This window comes from Delftia sp. NA_296.1 (assembly GCF_052692095.1).
Window position 1 is genome coordinate 75,542 of record NZ_JBQZGF010000005.1, and the last position, 21,855, is coordinate 97,396.

General features: G+C 66.2%; 19 protein-coding genes. 9 read left to right on the top strand and 10 right to left on the bottom strand.

What is annotated here, in order from left to right; all coding sequences use genetic code 11:
• Positions 1 to 200 precede the first annotated feature (200 nt).
• A complete protein-coding gene (locus ACUTR7_RS14080) occupies positions 201 to 1,358 on the top strand; it encodes a 3-deoxy-7-phosphoheptulonate synthase (protein ID WP_012203418.1) in 1,158 nt (385 codons plus the stop codon).
• 58 nt (positions 1,359 to 1,416) lie between these two features.
• Here the strand turns inward: ACUTR7_RS14080 and ACUTR7_RS14085 are convergent, their stop codons facing one another.
• A complete protein-coding gene (locus tag ACUTR7_RS14085; RefSeq protein WP_445609054.1) occupies positions 1,417 to 1,785 on the bottom strand; it encodes a YqcC family protein in 369 nt (122 codons plus the stop codon).
• Positions 1,786 to 2,044: 259 nt separating this feature from the next.
• Here ACUTR7_RS14085 and ACUTR7_RS14090 point away from each other — a divergent pair, with 259 nt between their 5' ends.
• Positions 2,045 to 2,362 carry a hypothetical protein gene (locus tag ACUTR7_RS14090; RefSeq protein ID WP_445609055.1) on the top strand — a complete coding sequence of 106 codons (318 nt, stop codon included), beginning with the start codon at positions 2,045 to 2,047 and terminating at the stop codon, positions 2,360 to 2,362.
• Between the two features lie 74 nt (positions 2,363 to 2,436).
• Here ACUTR7_RS14090 and mpl read toward each other — a convergent pair whose 3' ends face one another.
• Positions 2,437 to 3,876, bottom strand: coding sequence for a UDP-N-acetylmuramate:L-alanyl-gamma-D-glutamyl-meso-diaminopimelate ligase (mpl, locus tag ACUTR7_RS14095; RefSeq protein ID WP_445609056.1), 1,440 nt, complete (start codon positions 3,874 to 3,876; stop codon positions 2,437 to 2,439).
• A gap of 244 nt (positions 3,877 to 4,120) precedes the next feature.
• On the opposite strand from mpl, the gene ACUTR7_RS14100 reads away from it, so the two are divergent.
• The 7 genes from ACUTR7_RS14100 (at position 4,121) to ACUTR7_RS14130 (ending at position 10,775) form a co-directional block, all read left to right on the top strand.
• Positions 4,121 to 4,729 carry a hypothetical protein gene (locus ACUTR7_RS14100; RefSeq protein WP_013804096.1) on the top strand — a complete coding sequence of 203 codons (609 nt, stop codon included), beginning with the start codon at positions 4,121 to 4,123 and terminating at the stop codon, positions 4,727 to 4,729.
• Positions 4,730 to 4,775: 46 nt separating this feature from the next.
• Entirely contained in the window at positions 4,776 to 5,276 is a 501-nt protein-coding gene (locus ACUTR7_RS14105; RefSeq protein ID WP_013804095.1) for a TlpA family protein disulfide reductase, read from the top strand.
• 145 nt (positions 5,277 to 5,421) lie between these two features.
• Positions 5,422 to 5,886, top strand: coding sequence for an acetyl-CoA carboxylase biotin carboxyl carrier protein (accB, locus tag ACUTR7_RS14110; RefSeq protein ID WP_012203424.1), 465 nt, complete (start codon positions 5,422 to 5,424; stop codon positions 5,884 to 5,886).
• Between the two features lie 132 nt (positions 5,887 to 6,018).
• Complete coding sequence (accC, locus tag ACUTR7_RS14115) at positions 6,019 to 7,383, top strand: acetyl-CoA carboxylase biotin carboxylase subunit (RefSeq protein ID WP_012203425.1); 1,365 nt, start codon at positions 6,019 to 6,021, stop codon at positions 7,381 to 7,383.
• An 84-nt stretch (positions 7,384 to 7,467) separates the two neighbouring features.
• The gene (gene prmA, locus ACUTR7_RS14120) at positions 7,468 to 8,358 is read left to right on the top strand and encodes a 50S ribosomal protein L11 methyltransferase (protein ID WP_012203426.1); all 891 of its coding nucleotides are present in this window, start codon (positions 7,468 to 7,470) and stop codon (positions 8,356 to 8,358) included.
• Between the two features lie 75 nt (positions 8,359 to 8,433).
• On the top strand, positions 8,434 to 9,837 hold the full coding sequence (locus tag ACUTR7_RS14125) for a DUF3426 domain-containing protein (RefSeq protein WP_445609057.1): 1,404 nt from the start codon (positions 8,434 to 8,436) through the stop codon (positions 9,835 to 9,837).
• A 35-nt stretch (positions 9,838 to 9,872) separates the two neighbouring features.
• The gene (locus tag ACUTR7_RS14130) at positions 9,873 to 10,775 is read left to right on the top strand and encodes a carbohydrate kinase family protein (protein WP_012203428.1); all 903 of its coding nucleotides are present in this window, start codon (positions 9,873 to 9,875) and stop codon (positions 10,773 to 10,775) included.
• A gap of 97 nt (positions 10,776 to 10,872) precedes the next feature.
• Here the strand turns inward: ACUTR7_RS14130 and ACUTR7_RS14135 are convergent, their stop codons facing one another.
• The 8 genes from ACUTR7_RS14135 to ACUTR7_RS14170 all read right to left on the bottom strand — a co-directional run bounded on the left by ACUTR7_RS14135 (position 10,873) and on the right by ACUTR7_RS14170 (position 21,805).
• Positions 10,873 to 11,871: a hypothetical protein gene (locus ACUTR7_RS14135; RefSeq protein WP_445609058.1), complete on the bottom strand. Its 999-nt coding sequence runs from the start codon at positions 11,869 to 11,871 to the stop codon at positions 10,873 to 10,875.
• A gap of 177 nt (positions 11,872 to 12,048) precedes the next feature.
• Positions 12,049 to 13,140 carry a ribonucleotide-diphosphate reductase subunit beta gene (locus ACUTR7_RS14140; protein WP_012203430.1) on the bottom strand — a complete coding sequence of 364 codons (1,092 nt, stop codon included), beginning with the start codon at positions 13,138 to 13,140 and terminating at the stop codon, positions 12,049 to 12,051.
• Positions 13,141 to 13,346: 206 nt separating this feature from the next.
• Positions 13,347 to 16,268, bottom strand: coding sequence for a ribonucleoside-diphosphate reductase subunit alpha (locus tag ACUTR7_RS14145; protein ID WP_034390517.1), 2,922 nt, complete (start codon positions 16,266 to 16,268; stop codon positions 13,347 to 13,349).
• Positions 16,269 to 16,797: 529 nt separating this feature from the next.
• A complete protein-coding gene (gene ampD, locus ACUTR7_RS14150; RefSeq protein WP_445609059.1) occupies positions 16,798 to 17,433 on the bottom strand; it encodes a 1,6-anhydro-N-acetylmuramyl-L-alanine amidase AmpD in 636 nt (211 codons plus the stop codon).
• Positions 17,420 to 18,967, bottom strand: a complete 1,548-nt coding sequence (locus ACUTR7_RS14155; RefSeq protein WP_445609060.1) for a sigma-54-dependent transcriptional regulator — start codon at positions 18,965 to 18,967, stop codon at positions 17,420 to 17,422. The genes ampD and ACUTR7_RS14155 overlap by 14 nt, the downstream gene beginning before the upstream one ends.
• Positions 18,967 to 20,730 carry a sensor histidine kinase gene (locus ACUTR7_RS14160; protein ID WP_445609061.1) on the bottom strand — a complete coding sequence of 588 codons (1,764 nt, stop codon included), beginning with the start codon at positions 20,728 to 20,730 and terminating at the stop codon, positions 18,967 to 18,969. Before ACUTR7_RS14160 ends, ACUTR7_RS14155 begins: the two co-directional genes overlap by 1 nt.
• A 2-nt stretch (positions 20,731 to 20,732) precedes the next feature.
• The gene (locus ACUTR7_RS14165) at positions 20,733 to 20,993 is read right to left on the bottom strand and encodes a PP0621 family protein (protein ID WP_043825658.1); all 261 of its coding nucleotides are present in this window, start codon (positions 20,991 to 20,993) and stop codon (positions 20,733 to 20,735) included.
• On the bottom strand, positions 20,990 to 21,805 hold the full coding sequence (locus ACUTR7_RS14170) for a cytochrome C assembly family protein (RefSeq protein WP_012203436.1): 816 nt from the start codon (positions 21,803 to 21,805) through the stop codon (positions 20,990 to 20,992). The genes ACUTR7_RS14165 and ACUTR7_RS14170 overlap by 4 nt, the downstream gene beginning before the upstream one ends.
• Between the last annotated feature and the right edge of the window lie 50 nt (positions 21,806 to 21,855).

The window sequence follows — 21,855 nt, forward strand, 5'->3', positions numbered from 1 at the left end:
CATTCGATCCCCATGCAAGCCCGTGCCTCCTTCTACTTTTACTTTTGGTTCTCCTCCCCGGCGGAAGAGAGGTAAGCGCGCGCACCCGAACAAACCTCCCTCAAAACCGCCGAAGCTGTAAAGCCCGGCGGTTTTTTGTTTTTCCCTCCCGATTCTTCGCTCCGTTTTCCACGATCCATCTTTCCTCACGAAAGCAAGCAATGACTGCTCATCAAGCTTCCCTCGCCGATTCCTGGTATCGCGGCGGTTCCCAAAAGACTGGCCAAACCGACGACGCACGTATCAAGGACATCACCGTGTTGCCCCCTCCCGAGCACCTCATTCGCTTCTTCCCCATCCGCGGTACGGCCGTCGAGACCCTGATCGGCGACACCCGCCGCACCATCCACAACATCATGGCTGGCGAGGATGACCGCCTGCTGGTCATCGTCGGCCCCTGCTCCATCCACGATCCGGCGGCCGCCATCGAGTACGCGCGCCGCCTGGCGCCCATACGCGAGCAGTACAAGGACACGCTGGAGATCGTGATGCGCGTGTACTTCGAAAAGCCGCGCACCACCGTGGGCTGGAAGGGTTTGATCAACGATCCCTACCTGGACCAGAGCTACCGCATCGACGAAGGCCTGCGCATTGCGCGGCAACTGCTGATCGACATCAACCGCCTGGGCGTGCCGGCCGCCAGCGAGTTCCTGGACGTGATCTCGCCCCAGTACATCGCCGATCTGATCAGCTGGGGAGCCATCGGTGCGCGCACCACGGAAAGCCAGGTCCACCGTGAACTGGCCTCGGGCATCTCGGCGCCCATCGGCTTCAAGAACGGCACGGACGGCAACATCCGCATCGCCACCGACGCCATCCAGTCGGCCAGCCGTGGCCACCACTTCCTGTCCGTGCACAAGAATGGTCAGGTTGCCATCGTGAACACGGCGGGCAACCAGGATTGCCACGTCATCCTGCGCGGCGGCAAGACCCCCAACTACGACGCGGCCAACGTGGCCGCAGCCTGCGAGGATCTGGAAAAGGCCGGCCTGCCTCCCACGCTGATGGTGGACTGCAGCCACGCCAACAGCTCCAAGCAGCATGAGCGCCAAAAGGATGTGGCACGCGACATCGCCGGACAGATCAGCGGCGGCTCGCGCAGCGTCTTCGGCGTGATGATCGAGGGTCATCTCGTGGGCGGCGCCCAGAAGTTCACGCCCGGCAAGGATGAGGTGGCTGCGCTGACCTACGGCCAGAGCATCACCGATGCCTGCCTGGGCTGGGATGATTCCCTGGCAACGCTGGCCGAACTGTCCGACGCCGTGCAGCAGCGCCGCGTCAAGCATCCCGAGCCGGCTGCGGCCCTGGTTGCCGCCTGAGCCGGAAAAGAAAACGGGGCATGCATGCCCCGTTTTTTCCATGTCCCGGTTTTCTTGTTCAGTGTGGCGGCGTGGCGTCCGCCGGGGTCAGTCCGCCCTGGTTCAGCGTGTCGTCTATGCCCAGCAGCAGGACCAGCAACTGGCGCTTGTCGAATGCCACGGGCTGGCTCCATTCATGCTCGGCCAGTGGATGCACGTGGCTTTGGCAGGGCAGCTGGCCGCGGGCATCGACCACGGCACGCAGCCGGGGCAGGAAAACCCACTGCAGCCATTCGTGCAGCTTGAGTGTGTCGTACATGAACGGCATGGTCGATGCCATGGCCTCAGGGCTGGGCGCCACGGCCGACCAGAGGCTCTGGCTGCGCAACTCGTCTTCGAGTTGCTGCAACTGGTCGAGCAGTTTCTGGTGCGTGGTGTCGGTTGTCATGCGGTGAGGTCCATGAAAAAACGGGGCCAAATCTGTCGGCCATTGTACGTTTGCACCTTTGGGCAGGCGCTGGCAGGCCTTGAAACACCTGCTGGCGGCAGTGCCGACTCCAGCGCCGGAGCCAGTCTCTGGCACTTGAGGCATGTCAGCTTGCCCGGGGTGTGGAAAAGGCGCTTGCGGTTAAGCTCAGGGCATGAGTGACAGCCCTGTCTGCATGAGCGGGCACAGGGCCGTATCCCGTAATGAAGAGAGGAGTTCCATGCGCAGCGAAGTGATTGTGGTGTTGGATGCCGGACAAGAGTACCGCACGGACACCAGCGGGCTCACCCCCATGAGTTCCGATGAAGGACGGCATTGGCTGGACCAGCAGTTCATCTCCATGGACTGCGAACCCCTGCGCGCCAGCGGCAAGGTTCTGCTGGCCGACAAGCTGGTGGTGGTGGCGCGTGCGGCGCGTTCGCGCTCCGGGCTGTTCGACAACGAGCAATGGCGCAACAGCTATGCCGTGGCCGCCCAGGCCGTGCTGTCCAAGCCGCTGATCCGTGTCGATGTGCCGGCCATGTCCATCAGTTACTGACGACGGACAGATAGCGATACAGCAAAGAAGCCTGGGCATGACCCGGGCTTCTTTCATTGGGGGCTGTGCCCGGTTCAGCCTGCGGCTTGCAGCGCCGCCAGCAGCTTGGGATGAATGCCACCGAAGCCGCCATTGCTCATGCACACCACGTGGTCACCGGGGCGGGCGGCTGCGCGGATCTGCCCGATCAGCGTATCGATGTCTGCAGCCACCTGCGCCTTGTGGCCGGCTCCCACGCCCAGGGGGCGCAGCGCCTCGGCAGCATCCCAGTCCAGGCCGGCCGTGTGGCAGAACACCAGATCGGCACTTTCCAGGGCCCAGGGCAGTTGCGACTTCATGGTGCCCAGCTTCATGGTGTTGCTGCGCGGCTCGAACACCGCCAGGATGCGTGCCTGGCTGCCGAGCTTGCGGCGCAGGCCGTCCAGCGTGGTGCGGATGGCCGTGGGATGGTGGGCGAAGTCGTCGTACACGGACACGCCACCCGCCATGCCGCGCAGCTCCATGCGTCGCTTGACGTTCTGAAAGCGCGCCAGCGCATCGCAGGCCTGGGCCGGCGTCACGCCCACATGCTCGGCCGCTGCAATGGCAGCCAGCGCATTGAGCTGGTTGTGCTCCCCGGTCAGTGCCCATTCCAGGCGCGCGACCTTGTGGCCACGGTGCAGCACGTCGAAGGCGCTGGGATCACCCTGGGCACTGAAATCGCTGACCACCGCACCGAAGCTGGAGACCTCGCTCCAGCAGCCCTGGTGCAGCACGCGGGTGATGCTTTCCTCTATGCCGTTGACCACCAGCCGCCCGGAGGCGGGAACGGTGCGAACGAGATGGTGGAACTGGCGTTCGATGGCGCCGAGGTCCTCGAAGATGTCGGCGTGGTCGAACTCCAGATTGTTGAGCACGGCCGTGCGCGGGCGGTAGTGCACGAACTTGCTGCGTTTGTCGAAGAAGGCCGTGTCGTATTCATCGGCCTCGATGACGAAGACGGGCTCCGCGCCGGCCGGCCCCTGGCCTGGCGTCGGGCGGCTGGATGCGCCCAGGCGGGCCGAGACGCCGAAGTCCAGTGGCACGCCGCCGACCAGAAAGCCCGGAGCCAGGCCTGCGCATTCGAGAATCCAGGCCAGCATCGACGTTGTGGTCGTCTTGCCGTGGGTGCCGGCCACGGCCAGCACATGGCGCGGGCAGGACGGATGGTGCAGCACCTGTTCGCAAAGCCATTGCGGACCGCTGGTGTAGGGAGCGCCGCTTTCAAGAATCGCCTCCATCAGCGGGAACTTGGGGCTGCCGTCGGGCAGCCGTGCCCGGCTGACCACGTTGCCCACGACATACATGTCGGGTTGCAGGGCCATCTGGTCGGCGCCGTAGCCCTCGATCAGGTCGATGCCCAGTGCACGCAACTGATCGCTCATCGGCGGATAGACGCCGGCGTCGCAGCCTGTGACGCGGTGCCCAGCCTCGCGCGCCAGTGCGGCCAGTCCGCCCATGAAGGTGCCGCAGATGCCCAGAATATGTATGTGCATGGCCGGGCATTCTACGGTTGCCGTCATGTCCGGGAGGCCTGTCCTGCAAAAACAGGAGCTTGCGGCCCAGCAGGCACCGGGTCCCGGAAACACAAGGTTGCGAAATCGCCGGTGCAAGGCGCTGGCGGGAACGTGCAAAGCCCGTCTGCGGTCGGCGGTGCCGCGGCTTGGGTCACAATGGCCCGGGGCCATCCGCAGGGAAGGCCTCTTATATATATGTAGGGATACAGCGGATCGGAAAGCCATGGACCAAGCCACTGCCGAAATTGCCCAGACCGCGGCCCGCCTCGTGGTCGAGGAAGGGCTGGAATGGGGGGCTGCCAAGCACCGCGCACTTCGCCAGCTGGGGCTGCCCGCGCGCACCGCGCTGCCGGGCAACGACCTGGTGGAAGAGGCCGTGCGCGAATACATTGCCCTGTTCTGCGCCGACACCCAGCCCCAGGAACTGCAGGCCCTGCGCGAACTGGCCCTGCAATGGATGGACCGCCTGGCCGAGTTCCGGCCCCATCTGGCCGGCGCCGTCTGGCGCGGCACAGCCACCCGCCTGTCCGATATTTACCTGCAGCTGTTCTGCGACGACCCCAAGTCGGCCGAGATCGCGCTGATCAACCAGCATGTGGAGTACGAGCCCAGCACCGTCACCGGCTTTACGGGGCAGGCCGTGGAGGCCTTGAGCATCCACGCCTTCTGCCGCCCTTTGAACGAGTCCGTGGGCGTGCATCTGCTGGTGTACGACCATGATGATCTGCGTGGCGCACTCAAGCCCGACGGCCAGGGGCGCAGCCCGCGCGGCAGCGCCGAGGCGCTGCGCAGGCTGTTGGATCAGGATGAAGAGGAGGCCGACCGTGGCTGATTCAGTGGATGCAGGGCAAAACACATCTTCCCGTCGCCGTTGGCTGATGGGCGGCGTTGCCGCCGCCGCGGGCCTGGGTGGGGCAGGGTTTGCGTGGTGGCGTTTTCAGCCGCACGCCATGGATGCCAGTGCCGAAGAGCAGCTGTGGCAACAGCGCTTCATCACACCCGATGGCTCGGCCATGACGCTGTCGCGCTGGCGCGGCAAGCCGGTGCTGGTCAATTTCTGGGCCACCTGGTGCCCGCCCTGCGTGCGCGAGCTGCCCATGCTCGATGCCTTCTCGGCGCGCCAAGACCAGCATGGTATTCAGGTCATTGGCCTGGCCGTGGACAAGCCGGAGGCCGTGCAGCGCTTCCTGGGTCGCACACCGCTGCGTTTCCCTGTGGCGCTGGCGGTGGAAGGCGGTCTGGGCCTGACCCGCTCGCTGGGCAATCTGCAGGGCGGACTGCCCTTCACCGTGCTGCTCGGCGAAGATGGCATGGTGCAGCAACGTAAAATAGGTGAGCTTACTACCGAAGATCTGGCTTCCTGGAGCGCAAAAGGCTGATTTTTCGCATCATCGAAGCTGTGAAAGCTCAGGAAATGCCCTGAATTCCATGGCGACGTTGATGAAAAATATGCCTCAAAGCACGCAGAAGGGCGAAATTGGAGTAAATTCGCGCCCTATTTAGTTGTTAGCCGCTGGAGCTCCCATGGATTTGCGAAAACTCAAGACCCTCATTGATCTGGTGTCCGAATCGAACGTGTCGGAACTGGAGATCACCGAAGCAGAGGGCAAGGTCCGGATCGTCAAGAGCGAAGGCGCCGTGGTGCAGCACTATGTGGCAGCGCCCATGCAGGCTCCCATGGCCGCGCCGATGGCGGCACCCGTCGCCGCTGCCCCCGCAGCGCCCGTGGCGGCACCGGCCGAGGCAGCCGTCTCCGGCCACGTGGTGAAGTCGCCCATGGTCGGCACCTTCTACCGCGCCTCCAGCCCTGGCGGCAAGCCCTTCGTGGAAGTGGGCAACCAGGTCAAGGAAGGCGAGACCATCTGCATCATCGAGGCGATGAAGATTCTCAACGAGATCGAAGCCGACAAGAGCGGCACGATCACGCGCATCCTGGGCGAAAACGGCCAGGCGGTAGAGTACGGCCAGCCCCTGTTCGTGATCGAGTAACCTGCAGGCGAGCGATGCCGCAAGCGGCACGACGCCCTGGCGCGAACGCATGCCGCGGCGCGACAGAGCAATTGGCTCAACTGACGGCTTCGGCCTGCGTACCGGCGCAGGCACCAAGTCGCGAGGACCTTCATGTTTAAGAAAATTTTGGTTGCCAACCGGGGCGAGATTGCCCTGCGCATCCAGCGCGCCTGCCGTGAACTGGGCATCAAGGCGGTGATGGTGTATTCCGAGGCCGACCGTGACGCAAAGTACGTCAAGCTGGCCGATGAGGCCGTGTGCATCGGCCCCGCGCCTTCGCCGCTGAGCTACCTCAACATGCCGGCCATCATCTCGGCCGCCGAGGTGACCGACGCCGAGGCCATCCACCCCGGCTACGGCTTTCTCAGCGAGAACGCCGACTTTGCCGAGCGCGTGGAAAAGAGCGGTTTCACCTTCATCGGCCCCACGCCCGAGAACATCCGCACCATGGGTGACAAGGTCTCGGCCAAGCAGGCCATGATCAAGGCGGGCGTCCCCTGCGTGCCCGGCTCGGATGGCGAGCTGCCTGACGATCCCGTGCAGATCCGCCGCATCGCCAAGGCCGTGGGCTATCCGGTGATCATCAAGGCCGCAGGCGGCGGCGGTGGCCGTGGCATGCGCGTGGTGCATACCGAGGCGGCGCTGATCAATGCCGTGCAGATGACCAAGGCCGAGGCCGGTGCGGCCTTCGGCAATCCGGCCGTCTACATGGAAAAGTTCCTGCAGAACCCGCGCCATGTGGAAATCCAGATCCTGGCGGACAACCACCGCAACGCGGTCTACCTGGGCGAGCGCGACTGCTCCATGCAGCGCCGCCACCAGAAGGTCATCGAGGAAGCACCGGCTCCGGGCATTCCGCGCCGCCTGGTCGAGAAGATCGGCGAGCGCTGCGCCGCTGCCTGCAAGAAGCTGGGCTACCGTGGCGCCGGCACCTTCGAGTTCCTCTTTGAAAACGGCGAGTTCTACTTCATCGAGATGAACACCCGCGTTCAGGTGGAGCATCCGGTGACCGAACTGATCACGGGCGTGGACATCGTGCGCACCCAGATCATGGTGGCCGCAGGCGAGAAGCTGCCCTTCACCCAGCGCCAGATCAATGCCCAGCTCAAGGGCCATGCGATCGAATGCCGCGTGAATGCCGAGGATCCCTACAACTTCATGCCGTCGCCGGGCCGCATCACCATGTGGCATGCCCCCGGTGGCCCTGGCGTGCGCGTGGACTCGCACGTCTACAACAACTACTTCGTGCCGCCGAACTACGACTCCATGATCGGCAAGATCATCGTCCACGGCGACACGCGCGAGCAGGCGCTGGCGCGCATGCGCACGGCGCTGCTGGAGACCGTGGTCGAAGGCATCAAGACCAATATCCCGCTGCATCAGGATCTGATGGTGGACGCCAAGTTCATGGAAGGCGGCACCAACATCCATTACCTGGAAGAGTGGCTGGCGCACCGCAACGCCAACAAGCGTTGAGCAGGTCGCCCGATTGACCCTGCATGCTGGCCCCCGGCGACGGCGGCCAGCATTTTCATTTATTGCATAGAAAAGGATGGGCCCATGTTCGAGTTGAGCCTGCTGTGCCCGGAAGACCGGGTTGAGACCGTCAGCGATGCGCTGGATGCGCTGGACGCCCTGAGCGTGTCGGTGGAGGATGCCGACGCGCAGACCGAGGCCGAGCAAGCCCTGTTCGGCGAGCCCGGCATGCCGCCGCCCAAGGACGGCTGGCAGCGCAGCCGCCTGGTGGCGCTGTTCCCCTCGCAGCAAGCGGCCGAAGAGGCGCGTGATCTGCTGCTGCCCCAGGACTTCTTCGAGGGCTGCAGCATCATCGCCGTCAAGCAGGTGCCGGAGCAGGACTGGGTGCGCCTGACGCAGTCGCAGTTCGCCCCGGTGGACATCACGCCCGAATTCTGGATTGTTCCCACCTGGCACGAGCTGCCGCCCGAGGCGCGCGTGAGCATCCGCCTGGACCCGGGCCTGGCCTTTGGCACGGGCACGCACCCGACCACGCGCATGTGCCTGCGCTGGATCGCCCGCCAGCCCCAAGGCAGTCTTGGCCGCACGCTGGACTACGGCTGCGGCTCGGGCATCCTGGCCATTGGCGCTGCCAAGTTCGGTGCCACCGACATCGACGCGGTGGACATCGACCCGGCTGCCGTGGAGTCCACGCGCTACAACGCCGACGCCAACGCCGTGCAACTGAAGGCGGGCCTGCCCGATGCCGGCAACGGCGAATACCGCACCGTGCTGGCCAACATCCTGGCCACACCGCTCAAGGTGCTGGCGCCGCTGCTGTGCGGCCGCGTGGCAGCGGGTGGAAGCCTGGTGCTGGCCGGTATCCTGGAGCGCCAGGCCGACGAGCTCAAGGAGGCCTATGCGCCGTACCTGGCGCTGGAAGTGGCCGACAGCGAAGATGGCTGGATCCTGATGACCGCGCGCCGCGCGGCCTGATTTCCGGCCCGAGTCCCCGCGCGGCCGCCGCCTTCGTGGCGCGGGCCGCGAGCAGCTGCCTACAATCGATCGCTGATGAGCCAAGTCACCCGCTGTCCTGCCTGTGGAACCCGCTTCAAAGTGGTGGCCGACCAGCTGCGAATTTCGCAGGGGTGGGTGCGCTGCGGCGTCTGCCATGAAGTGTTCGATGCCTCCGAGGACCTGCAGCCCCTGCCCACGGCACCTGTGAACGCGGCCGGCACCTTGGTGGCCGGCACTCCGGTGGCTGGCGGGGCATCGCACAACCCGGCCGAATTCGAGGACGATGACATCCGCGAATTCAGGGAATCCATGTGGCTGCCTACGGCGCCGAGCGGATTGCCGGGGCGGGGCGCATCGGGGTCTGCTGCACCTGTTGCACCTGTTGCGCCCTCTGTACCTGCCACACCTGCCGCACCTGCGGTATCCACCGCAACCACGGCTGCCGCTGCCAGTGCCGAGCCTTCGCCGTCCATGCCGCCGGCCGAGATGCCGGCTCCAGAGGCCCCGCCTTCGCCCCCTGTGACCGCGAAGGACCCCTCCGCCAGCGCCGCCGAAGAGTCGGGCAGCGCGCTGCCTGGAGCGTCGCTGGTGGACGAGATCCTGGCTGCGTCCCGGGCAGCGCCGAAGTCCCCGCCCGCCGCCCAGGCCGGGCAAGCCGTTGACGGCCTGCTCGGACCCGAGCCTGACACTGCGGCTCCTGTGCCCGCACCGGCAAAGGATGAGGAAGGCGTGCCGTTCACACGGCCCCATAAGCCATCTGACAAGCCATCCGACAAGTCGTCCGACAAGTCGTCCGATGCGCCTGCGCCGTCCGTGCCAACCGGCCTGCTCCGGGAATCGGAGCCGCAGGCGCAGGCCTCCGTGCCTTCGCCGGAGTTCTCCCGCTGGCCCGACAGCGATGGCGAAGGCAGCGGTGAGGCTGCGGCCGCGCTGCCCGAGGCCGAGCCCGGCTTTGTGCGCCAGGCGCGGCGCAAGGCCTTCTGGCGCCGGCCTGCCGTGCGCGTGGCGCTTGTGATGGGCAGCCTGCTGGGCGTGGGCGCCTTGGCAGGCCAGGTCATGTGGGGCCAGCGCGATGCGCTGGCCGTGCAGCATCCTTCGCTGGCGCCCGCGCTGCAGGCCCTGTGCGCCATGGCGGGCTGCGAGCTGCAGCCGCGCCGCCAGATCGGCGATGTGGTGATCGGCAGTTCGGGCTTTCGGCAGTTGCCGCGCAGCGGCCAGTACCAGTGGAGCCTGAGCTTGGAGAACCGTTCCGACTTCCCCGTGGCCATGCCCGCTGTCGAACTCACGCTCACCGATGCCCAGGACAAGCTGCTGCTGCGGCGCGTGATCCGGCTTGACCAGTTCGGCGCGCCCGCGCAGATCGAGGGCCATGGCGAGTGGAGCGTTACGGCCCCGGTCGAAGTGCAAGGCCTGGAGGCGGCCGTGGCCGGCTATCGCGCCCTGGTTTTTTATCCCTGAATCCCCCTGACTTTTCAAGAAAGCCGAGACACACCATGGCCGCTCTCATCTGCGGATCGCTTGCGTTCGACAACATCATGACCTTCGAGGGAAGGTTTGCCGACCAGATCCTGCCTGACCAGTTGCACATCCTCAATGTGTCCTTCCTGGTGCCCACGCTGCGCCGCGATTTCGGCGGCTGCGCCGGCAACATCGCCTACGCCCTGCGCTTGCTGGGCGGCGATGCCTGGCCCATGGCCATGGTGGGCAGCGACGGCGCCGACTATGTGCAGCGCCTCGACGAACTGGGCGTGCAGACCGCGCACATCGGCCAGCTGCAGGACACGCACACGGCCCAGTGCATGATCATGACGGACCGTGACAACAACCAGATCACGGCCTTCCACCCGGGCGCCATGATGCAGGCCCACGGCAACCGCATCACGCCAGAGCTCAAGGAGCAGGTGCGCGTGGGCATCATTGCACCCGATGGCCGCCAGGCCATGCTCGAGCATGCCCAGCAGTTCAAGGCGGCCGGCATTCCCTTTGTGTTCGATCCAGGCCAGGGCCTGCCCATGTTCGATGGACAGGAGCTGCGCAGCTTCATCGAGCAGGCTGACTGGGTGGCCGTGAACGACTACGAGGCCCGTATGCTCAGCGAGCGCACAGGCTGGAGCCTGGAGCAGATTTCCGGGCAGGTGCAAGGCCTGGTGGTGACGCTGGGGGCAGAGGGCTGCGAGGTCTGGGTGCAAGGCGCCAAGACCCTGGTGGCGCCGGTGCAGCCCGCCGCCGTGGTCGATCCCACGGGATGTGGCGACGCATGGCGTGGCGCCATGCTGTTCGGCCTGGAGCGTGGCTGGGACCTGGTGCGTTGCGCCGAACTGGGCAACCGCCTGGGCGCGCTCAAGATTGCCAGCCGTGGCCCGCAGAACTACGTGCTGGACTTCGCCCAGCCCTGAAGCCGGGATCACCGGCCGGCGGCGCAGCCGCGGTCTTCACAATGAAAAAAGCCCGACTCCAAAGAGCCGGGCTTTTTGCTTTGAGACCGGAAAAGTCTCAGGGCTTGTTGCCTGTGGGGAAGGGCCATGCGGCTTGGGGAGCCAGGCGGGTTTGCGCGATGGGCGCGGGTGCGGCAGCGGGAGCTGCAGGCGCGGCAGCGGCGGGAGCTGCTGCGGCCTTCTTGGGGGCAGCGGCCTTCTTCGGGGCTGCAGCCTTCTTCGGGGCTGCAGCCTTCTTGGCGGGAGCGGCAGGAGCTGCTGCGGCCTTGGCGGGCGCTGCGGCAGGCTTGGCAGCTGCAGCGGGCTTCTTGGCAGCAGCAGGAGCGGCAGCCTTCTTGGCGGGAGCAGCGGCCTTCTTGGCAGCAGGTGCAGCAGCCTTTGTGGCAGCGGGAGCAGCGGCCTTCTTGGCAGCAGGAGCAGCAGCCTTCTTGGCAGGAGCAGCGGCCTTCTTTGCGGCAGGTGCAGCAGCCTTCTTGGCGGGAGCAGCGGCCTTCTTTGCGGCAGGAGCAGCAGCCTTCTTGGCAGGAGCGGCAGCCTTCTTTGCAGCAGGAGCAGCAGCCTTCTTGGCAGGAGCGGCGGCCTTCTTTGCAGCAGGAGCAGCAGCCTTCTTGGCGGGAGCGGCAGCCTTCTTTGCAGCAGGAGCAGCAGCCTTCTTGGCAGGAGCGGCAGCCTTCTTTGCAGCAGGAGCAGCAGCCTTCTTGGCGGGAGCGGCAGCCTTCTTCGCAGCAGGAGCAGCAGCCTTCTTGGCAGGAGCGGCAGCCTTCTTCGCAGCAGGAGCAGCAGCCTTCTTGGCAGGAGCGGCAGCCTTCTTCGCAGCAGGTGCAGCAGCCTTCTTGGCAGGAGCGGCAGCCTTCTTTGCAGCAGGTGCAGCGGCCTTCTTGGCAGCAGGAGCTGCAGCCTTCTTCACAGCAGGTGCAGCAGCCTTCTTGACGGGTGCTGCCTTGGCAGTGGCCGTGGTTTTCTTCACGGTTTCAGCCTTGGGAGCAGCCGCCTTTTTGGCAGTGGTCTTCTTGTCGGTGGGGGCCTTGGTGGAGGCCGTCTTCTTCGCAGTTGCCATCATCTTCTCCTTCGTTGATTTGCACAAAACACTTCGGGGTACGGGGCTCCGAAGCGATCCAAAGCGATGTGGAGTGACGCATCGCAATGAACACGGAGACGCCCCACGCCGCAACACCATCGGTATTGCAAAAGCGTGAAGCGCGTCATGGTTCGCATTGTGCCTGCAGAGAAGCGATTAATCCCAGGAAAGTGCGCCGCCGGTTTGATACTCGATGACGCGTGTCTCAAAGAAGTTACGTTCCTTCTTCAAATCGATCATCTCGCTCATCCAGGGGAACGGGTTTTCCTCGTTGGGGAACAGGGCCTCAAGGCCGATCTGCGTGGCGCGGCGGTTGGCGATGTAGCGCAGGTAGCCCTTGAACATCGATGCGTTCATTCCGAGCACGCCGCGCGGCATGGTGTCCTCTGCGTAGCGGTATTCCAGCTCGACGGCCTTGACGAAAAGCGCCGTGATTTCTTCCTTGAATTCGGGTGTCCACAGCTGTGGATTTTCGAGCTTGAGCTGGTTGATCAGGTCGATGCCGAAGTTGCAGTGCATGGACTCGTCGCGCAGGATGTATTGGTACTGCTCGGCGGCGCCGGTCATCTTGTTCTGGCGGCCCAGCGCAAGGATCTGCGTGAAGCCCACGTAGAAGAACAGGCCCTCCATCAGGCAGGCGAAAACGATCAGCGACTTGAGCAGGGTCTGGTCGGTTTCGAAGGTGCCGGTCTTGAAGGCGGGGTCCATGATCGCTTCGATGAAGGGGATCAGGAATTCGTCCTTGTCGCGGATGGAGGGGACTTCGAGATAGGCGTTGAAGATCTCGCCCTCATCCAGGCCCAGCGACTCCACGATGTACTGGTAGGCGTGGGTGTGGATGGCTTCCTCGAAGGCCTGGCGCAGCAGGAACTGGCGGCACTCGGGCGCCGTGATGTGGCGGTAGGTGCCCAGCACGATGTTGTTGGCGGCCAGAGAATCGGCCGTCACGAAGAAGCCCAGGTTGCGCTTGATGATGCGGCGCTCGTCCTCGGTCAGGCCGTTGGGGTCCTTCCACAGGGCGATGTCGCGGTTCATGTTCACTTCCTGCGGCATCCAGTGGTTGGCGCAGGTGGCCAGGTACTTTTCCCAGGCCCACTTGTACTTGAACGGCACCAGCTGATTGACGTCGGTCTTGGCATTGATGATGCGCTTGTCGGCGGCATTCACGCGCTTGTGTGTGGTGCTCGGCGCAGCCTCCGCGCCGCTGGGCGTGTTCGAGAGGGTGGCGTCGTCGTCAAAGGTCAGCATTGCAAATTTCTCCGGCATGCCCTGGGGCATATGTTCAGTTCATTCGGTGCGAAAGAGTCCTCTCTTTCTGCTCCGGTCAATGTAGGACCATGGGTGGCCTGGCGTGTTGAGCAGGCCCAAGGTCCATGGCGAAGATCCTGCGCATGGCGCTGGCTGGCGGGCAGGGCGCGGGGCCTGCGCCGTGGCGAGGCCCCGCGCTGCGCGGCTTACTGGCAGGCTTCGCAGCCGGGATCGTCGATGGCGCAGAACTTGATGTCCGTCGCCGGTGCCTGGGCGCGCGCGGCGGCTGCCGCGGCTTCCAGGGCGCTGGAGGTGTTCACGGCGGCAGGCTGTGCGGCGGCGGCCGAGGGCACGGCGTTGAGCACGCGGCTTTGCACCGTGGACTTCTCGATGTTGGTGGCGCTGGTGGTGCGCAGGTAGTAGGTGGTCTTCAGACCGCGCAGCCAGGCCAGCTTGTAGGTGTCGTCCAGCTTCTTGCCCGATGCACCGGCCATGTAGATGTTCAGGCTCTGGGCCTGGTCGATCCACTTCTGGCGGCGCGCAGCGGCCTCGACCAGCCAGGTGGGCTCGACCTCGAAGGCGGTGGCGTACAGGCTCTTGACGTCCTGGGGCACGCGGTCGATGGGGCGCAGCGAGCCGTCGAAGTGCTTGAGGTCCATGACCATCACGTCGTCCCACAGGCCCAGGCGCTTCAGGTCACGCACCAGGTACTGGTTGATGACGGTGAACTCGCCGGACAGGTTGGACTTGACCGACAGGTTGCCGAACGAGGGCTCGATGGAGGCATCGACGCCGACGATGTTGGAGATGGTCGCCGTGGGCGCGATGGCCACGCAGTTGGAGTTGCGCATGCCGTGCTGGCCGATCTTGGCGCGCAGGGCATCCCAGTCCAGGCGCGAGGAGCGGTCCACTTCCACATAGCCGCCGCGTGCCTTCTCCAGCAGGTTCAGCGTGTCCAGCGGCAGGATGCCCTGGTCCCACAGCGAGCCCTTGTAGCTGGAGTACTGGCCGCGTTCCTTGGCCAGCTCGGTGGAGGCCCAGTAGGCGTAGTAGCAGATGGCTTCCATCGACTGGTCGGCGAACTCCACGGCCGCGTCGCTGGCGTAGGCGATGCGCATTTCATAGAGCGCATCCTGGAAGCCCATCAGGCCCAGGCCCACCGGGCGGTGGCGCAGGTTGGAGTCCTTGGCCTTCTGCACGGCGTAGTAGTTGATGTCGATCACGTTGTCCAGCATGCGCATGGCCGTGGTGATGGTCTTGCGCAGCTTGCCGTGGTCGATGGCGCCATCGACGATGTGGCGCGCCAGGTTGACCGAGCCCAGGTTGCAGACGGCGGTCTCGGTGTCGCTGGTGTTCAGCGTGATCTCGGTGCACAGGTTGGACGAGTGCACCACGCCGGCGTGCTGCTGGGGCGAGCGCACGTTGCAGGGGTCCTTGAAGGTGACCCAGGGGTGGCCGGTCTCGAACAGCATGGACAGCATCTTGCGCCACAGGTCCATGGCCGGGATGCGCTTGAACAGCTTGAGTTCGCCGTTGTCGGCCTTGGTTTCGTAGGCCTTGTAGGCGTGCTCGAAGGCGGCGCCGAAGAGGTCGTGCAGGTCGCCGACATCGGAGGGCGAGAACAGGGTCCAGTGGCCCTTTTCCATGACGCGCTTCATGAACAGGTCGGGAATCCAGTTCGCCGTGTTCATGTCGTGCGTGCGGCGGCGGTCGTCGCCGGTGTTCTTGCGCAGTTCGAGGAATTCCTCGATGTCCAGGTGCCAGGTCTCCAGGTAGGTGCAGACGGCGCCCTTGCGCTTGCCGCCCTGGTTCACGGCCACGGCCGTGTCGTTGACCACCTTGAGGAAGGGCACCACGCCCTGCGACTCGCCGTTCGTGCCCTTGATGCGCGAACCCAGGGCGCGCACGCGCGTCCAGTCGTTGCCCAGGCCGCCGGCGAACTTGGACAGCAGGGCGTTTTCCTTGATGGACTCATAGATGCCGTCCAGATCGTCGGGCACCGTGGTCAGGTAGCAGGAAGACAGCTGCGAGCGCAGCGTGCCGCTGTTGAACAGCGTGGGCGTGCTGCTCATGAAGTCGAAGGACGACAGCAGCTCGTAGAACTCGATGGCGCGTGCATTGCGGTCCTCTTCCTGCAGCGCCAGGCCCATGGCCACGCGCATGAAGAAGGACTGGGGCAGCTCGATGCGCGTCTTGCGCACGTGCAGGAAGTAGCGGTCGTACAGGGTCTGCAGGCCCAGGTAGTCGAACTGCTCGTCGCGCTCGGCCTTGATGGCGGCAGCCAGGCGGGGCAGGTCGTAGTTCAGCAGCTCGGGGTTGAGCAGCTCGTTGTCCACGCCCTTGCGGATGAAGCCGGGGAAGTACTCTGCGTAGGCCGCCTGGATGTCGGCCGGGTGCACGTCACGGCCCATGACCTCGCGCACGATCGTGTGCAGCAGCAGGCGGGCGGTGACGTAGGTGTAGTCGGGGTCTTTCTCGATCAGCGTGCGAGCGGCCAGGATGGAGGCCTTGAAGACTTCTTCGATCGGCACGCCGTCGTACAGGTTGCGCAGCGTCTCGGCGACGATGGGGGCGGCCTGGATATCGGCGTTGAGGTTGCGGCAGGACGCCTCGATCAGCGCCAGCAGGCGGGCCTGGTCCAGCGGCACGCGCTGGCCGTTGTCGGTCACATGCAGCACGGGCGCCGGTGCGGCGGCAGCAGCCGCTGCGGCCTCGGCGGCCTTCTTTTGCTCGGCACGTTCCTGGTTGCGGCGGTCGCGGTACAGCACGTAGGCGCGCGCCACGTCGTGGTGGCCGCCGCGCATCAGGCCCAGTTCGACCTGGTCCTGCACATCTTCAATATGGAAGGTGCCGCCGCCCGGACGCGAGCGCAGCAGTGCGCGAACCACGGCCTGGGTCAGCTCGTCCACGGTCTCGCGCACGCTGGCGGAGGCCGCGCCCTGGGCACCGCGCACGGCCAGGAAGGCCTTGGTCAGCGCGACGGCGATCTTTTGCGGCGTGAAGGGCACCACATCGCCGCTGCGGCGGATGATCTGGTAGCCGTCCTGCACGGACAGGTGATGGGCGGAGGAAGGATTGGCAGCATCACCGTGCGCAGCGGGAGCCAAAGAATTCAGTGCTTCTTGCATGAGTTTCCTCAACGGGTGTTTGTGGATAGAACGGACGCGGACCTGCACTTGGGGCAGGCTTGCTGGGAGATGGAATCGGGGTCGGATGTACACACCGTTTTCACAGGGTGTGCACAGCTTGTGAACACTAGATATGGTGTCCAGCGTGCTTCTGGGCACTACCTGTAGTGTATCGCCGTCTCATGTACACGGGGTACTCACAGCCGGAAAACCGCTGTTTGCGCTGCGCCAAACGGGTGCGCAACCTACAAGCCAATAGCAGCAAAGGCCCGCTGCGCGGTGGCTTGCGGGCGATGGTCCGCCGCAAGCCGCGGCAGCCTTGGCCTTGCGCCGGTCGGACCGCTGAAAGCCCCATGGACAGTGGGGCTGCGACACATGCGTGAATTTGTAAAAAATGATCAGGCAGCCGGTGCGTGCGCCTGGCGCGCCACATCGGTTGCTTTCTGGATTGACACAGCCTTTGTCCTCTGCCTGTGGACAAGCGGGATTTTGCGCAAGACCTGGTGGTGCCTGCGATGAGGGTGTGCGCTTACGTGGAGGGCTGGCCCGCGCCCGGCGGCAGCTGCCAGTTCGCCGTGGCAGGGTGATGGGCCAGCAGCCCGCGCAGCCGGTGCCAGTCGAAGCCAGCGCCCGGATCGCATTTGCGGCCCGGCGCGATGTGCTCATGGCCTGCGAGATGGGCCACGGGGTAGCGCGCCGCGATGGCGTTGCACAGGGCATCGAGCGCCGCGTACTGGGCCTGTTCGAAGCGCAGGCCCTCCAGGCCTTCGAGTTCTATGCCGATGGAGTCGTCGTTGCAGCGGTCGCGGCCCCGCCAGCGGGAAGCGCCTGCATGCCAGGCGCGCGCATCGCAGTCCACAAACTGCCAGACCTCGCCCTGGCGCGTGATGAAGAAATGCGCTGACACCTCCAGGCCGCGTATCCCCTGGTAGTAAGGATGGGCGTCCCAGTCGAGCTGGTTGGTGAACAGTTGCTGGACCGCACCCGTGCCGTACTCGCCCGGGGGCAGGCTGATGGAGTGCACGACGACCAGATCGACCAGCGCCTGGGCCGGGCGCTCGCCAAAGTTGGGCGAGGGCAGGTGGCGGGCCTGCTGCAGCCAGCCGCCTTGCCAGGTCCAGGCCGGGGCCTGGGTGGCTTGCGCCTGTGGATCAGGACTCGCCATGGCCGCCTCCGTCCGTCTCCGCGCTGGCATCGCCGGGCAGGGCGATGTTCAGCCGGTCGATGCGGTAGCGGATCTGGCGCAGGCTCAGCCCCAGCCGTGCGGCCGTGGCCGTGCGGTTGAAACCGTTTTCCTGCAGCGCCTGCACCAGGATGCCGCGCTCGCGCTCGTCCAGCCAGGCCTGCAGGTCGCGGGGCAGGTCGGCATCGGCTGGCTCTGGCGATAGCGGGCTGCCTTGCGGCAGGGGGCGCGAAGGCGAGAGCGGAGGAGAGGGCGAGGCGGATGCAGGCGGTGCGGGCGGGGCTGGTGGCGTGCCGCAGGGCAGCTGCATCTCGGGATCTATGCGCAGCGGTCCGTCCTCGCCCAGCGTGATGGCGCGGTGCAGCAGGTTCTCCAGTTCACGCACATTGCCGGGCAGGGGCAGGCGGGCGATCTGCTGCACTGAACGCTCGTCGATCTCGGGCATGGGCAGGCCGGATTCCTGCGACAGCCGTGCCAGCAGGGCGCGGCACAGGGCAGGCAGGTCTTCGCGGCGTTCGCGCAGCGGGGGCAGCAGTACCTCAATGACATTGAGGCGGTAGTACAGGTCCTGCCGGAAGCGCCCCTGCTGCACATCGGCAGCCAGGTCGCGGTGGGTGGCGCTGACGATGCGTACATCGGCCGCTTCCTCCTGTGCGGAGCCCAGGGGGCGCACGCGGCGCTCCTGGATGGCGCGCAGCAGCTTGGCCTGCATGGCCAGGGGCAGGTCGCCGATCTCGTCCAGAAACAAGGTGCCGCCGCGCGCAGCCTGGAAGTAGCCGTCGCGGTCCTGGGTGGCGCCGGTATAGGAGCCCTTGCGCGCGCCGAAGAACTCGGCCTCCAGCAGGTTTTCGGGAATGGCGCCGCAGTTCACGGCCACCATGGGGCCATGGGCACGCTGGCTGCAGGCATGCAGCGCGCGGGCCACCAGCTCCTTGCCCGTGCCCGACTCGCCATGCACCAGCACCGGCGCCATGCCGCGGGCCACCTTGGCAATGCGCTGCTTGACGGCCTGCATGGCGGGTGACTCGCCGACCATGGCGTCCAGTGCGCCGCTGCCGTTGAGCACCGGGCTGGCGGCGGGAGAGGCCGAAGGGCTGCGCGCCGGCATCACGCCCGGGGCCGGCACACCGCCCACGCCCTGGGCGGCCGAGGCCACGACCAGGCGGAACTGCTTGAGGTCCACGGGCTTGGTCAGGTAGTCGAAGGCGCCTGAGCGCAGGGCCTCCACGGCGTTCTCGGCGGAGCCGTAGGCCGTCATGACCACGCAGCGCTCGCGCCGCTGCTGGCTGCGCAGGTCCTGCAGCAGCTCCATGCCCATGCCGTCGGGCAGGCGCATGTCGGTGATGACCACGTCGAAGCGCTGGGTCTGCAGTTGCTCGCGCGCCTCGCCCACGCTGGCGGCGGTTTCCACGCGGTAGCCTTCGCGCAGAAGGGTCAGTTCATAGAGGGTGCGCAGATCCGGCTCGTCGTCCACGACAAGGATCGATGCGGCAGCGGGCAGGGAGTTCAAAGGCATCACACCACAATCTGATCAAACAGGGAGGCCGGCAGGGCCGAGGCCGGGCCGGCACGGAACACGATGCTGAAGGCATTGCCCTCGACAGGGCCGTGCGGCGTGGGCCGCGACAGCCGCTGGTAGCTGATGCTGGCATCGTAGCGCTGGCACAGCTCGCGGCAGATATACAGGCCCAGGCCGCTGGAGCGGCTTTCCGAAGAGAAGAAGGGCTCGAACAGATGGCGTTGCACCGTGGGCTCCAGCGCGGCGCCGTCGCTCCAGACCTGTAGCCAGATCTGGCCGCCGGCCTGCGCGCCGGTCAGCACCTGCAGCGTGTGTGGCTCGTGGGCGTTGCTGCGGTAGCGCCGGGCGTTGTCCAGCAGGTTCACCAGGATGCGGCGCAGATGCTCGCCATCGAACACCACGGTCTTGTCCCTGGCGTCGAGCAGGAGCTGGATGCTGTGCGCGGGCTGGCCCTGGGCCTGCCATTCCTGGCAAACCTGGGCCACATGCTGGTCCAGGGCCAGCAGGCCGGCATGCGCCTCGCCAATGTGCTGCTGGGCCCGGGCGATGTTGAGTACGTCCTCGACGATGCGTGCCAGGCGCTCGGCATTCTGGCCTACGATGCGGCACAGCTGCTGCTGGGCCGGGTCCTGCGCCAGATCCTCGGACAGCAGGGCATTGGCCTGGGTGATGGCGGCCAGCGGATTGCGGATCTCGTGGGCCACGGCGGCCGACATGCGGCCCATGGAGGCCAGCTTTTCCGTGCGCAGCCGCGCCTCCATCTCGCGCAGATCATGCAAAAAGACCACGCACAGCTGCTGCAGCAGTGCGGGCTCGGCCGCGTCGGCGGCCTCGGATGGGGTGGCGACTTCGGTCAGCCAGGTGCGCAGGTGCAGGCCCGTCATGCCTTCCTGGCCGATGGACTGCAGATGGATGGCGGCCGAGATGGGCAGGTTCTGGGCAAAGCTCTGGGCCACGGCGTCCTGCAGCCGCTGCCAGCCGGAATGCTCCTTGAGGGCGAAGGGCAGGGCATGCGCGTCGGCCAGCCCCAGCAGGTGCAGCGCGGCCGGGTTGGCCTGCTGCACGCGGAACTGGGGATCGACCACCAGCACGCCTTCGCCCAGGTGGCGGATCACCAGGGCATTGACCTGTTCCTGCGTCTGGGCCTTGCGGCTGCTGTGCTGGGCCAGGTGGCGCTCGCGCCGCACGCGGCGTGCCAGTTCGTGCGTCAGATAGGCCACCGCGAAATAGCCTGCGCAGGCAAAGCTGGCCTGGTAGTAGGCCTGGGTGCTTTCTATGCGGCCAGCCACGTCCTGCCATGCCACCCAGCCCAGGGTCAGCAGCGTGACGCTGGCCGTGGTGGCCAGGGCCAGCGTCAGATTGCCCAGCACGGCCGAGATCAGGATGGGAATGGCCAGCAGGGCCGAGTAGTTCAGCGGCCCGGTCTGCAGCATCTGCAGCAGGCAGATGACTGCGATGTCCACGCCGATCACGGGCAGCCAGTGCACGCCGGCGCGGGGCGAGGGCGGCTGGGCGCGTGCCGTCAGCCGCAGCAGCAGCGTCAGCCCCAGGTAACCCAGGCAGACCAGCCAGACCAGGGAATTGCCGCCAGGCTGCACGCTGAGCAGCGCCAGCTGCAGCAGCAAAAGCGCAGTGGCGATGAGCACGCGGCCGGTCAGGAAGCCCTGCCATAGCCGGACAAAGGGGGCGTTGGCGTCGTGCGGCGACTGCGCCGCGGCCTCGTCGATGGTGGGTGGCTGGGGGGGGACCGCGTCCTGCATGCTCAGCGCCGTTGCGCCAGGGTGCGGTGCTCTGCGCTGCAGTAGCTGCGGCCGGCCGCCTCGATGGCCTCGCTGCGCGGCAGGTGCAGGCCGCAGTGCGCGCATTCAACCATGTCCTGCGGTGCCGCCAGCGGCGCATTGGCCGGGTTGGCCGGGTTGCGCGGCGCAGCGGCCTGGCGCCGCTCGCGGGCCTCGGCACGGCGCTGGCTGCGCCAGATGCCGACAGCCACGATGATGACGATCAGGACCAGCAGGTACTTCATGTGGTGCGCTCCAGCAGCACTTCCATGACGAAGCGCGATCCCGCATAGGCCAGCAGCAGCAGCAGGGCGCCTGCATAGAGCATGCGCACGGCGCTGCGGCCACGCCAGCCAAAGCGCGCACGGCCGATCAGCAGCACGGCAAAGGTCAGCCAGGACAGCAGCGAGAACACAGACTTGTGGTTCCAGACCCAGGCCTTGCCATAGAGCTGTTCGCCGAACAGCCAGCCTGCGGCCAGCGTGGCCGTGAGAAGCACAAAGCCTGCGGACACGAAGCGGAAGGTCAGGCGCTCCAGCGTGAGAAGCGGCAGGCCGCTGTCATGGCCACCGCCGCCCAGCCGCATGTGCTGCTCGGCGCGTGTCATCAGCGAGGCGTGGACCACGGCGGCCGCGAACAGTCCGTAGGAGGCAATGCCCAGTGCCAGGTGCAGCGGCAGCCAGGGCGAGGCGTTGACATGCAGGGGCGTTCCCGGAAACAGCGCGGCCATGAGCACGGCGGCCGTGCCCAGCGCGGACAGCGCCAGCTGCGCGCGCATCTTGGGGAACAACTGCTGCTCGACGCCATAGACGGTGAGCACCAGCCAGGCCGTCATGGACAGGGCCGGTGCGAAGCCGAAATGAGGCTGCTCCCCGAGCAGGCCCCAGGCCAGAGCCAGGGCGTGGAGCACCCAGGCCAGGCGCAGGGCAATGCGGGCGCCGGCCTGGCTGATGCGTCGGGCGCCGGCGGCTGGCACGGCATAGGCCACGGCTGCGGCAAGCGCCAGCATCCAGCCCAGGGGCGATACGTTGGCGGAAATCAGGGGGACGGAGAGCATCTTTCAATGATAGCTGTGGCTTTCCCGCCGCCGGTTGTGCAGGCTCAGAA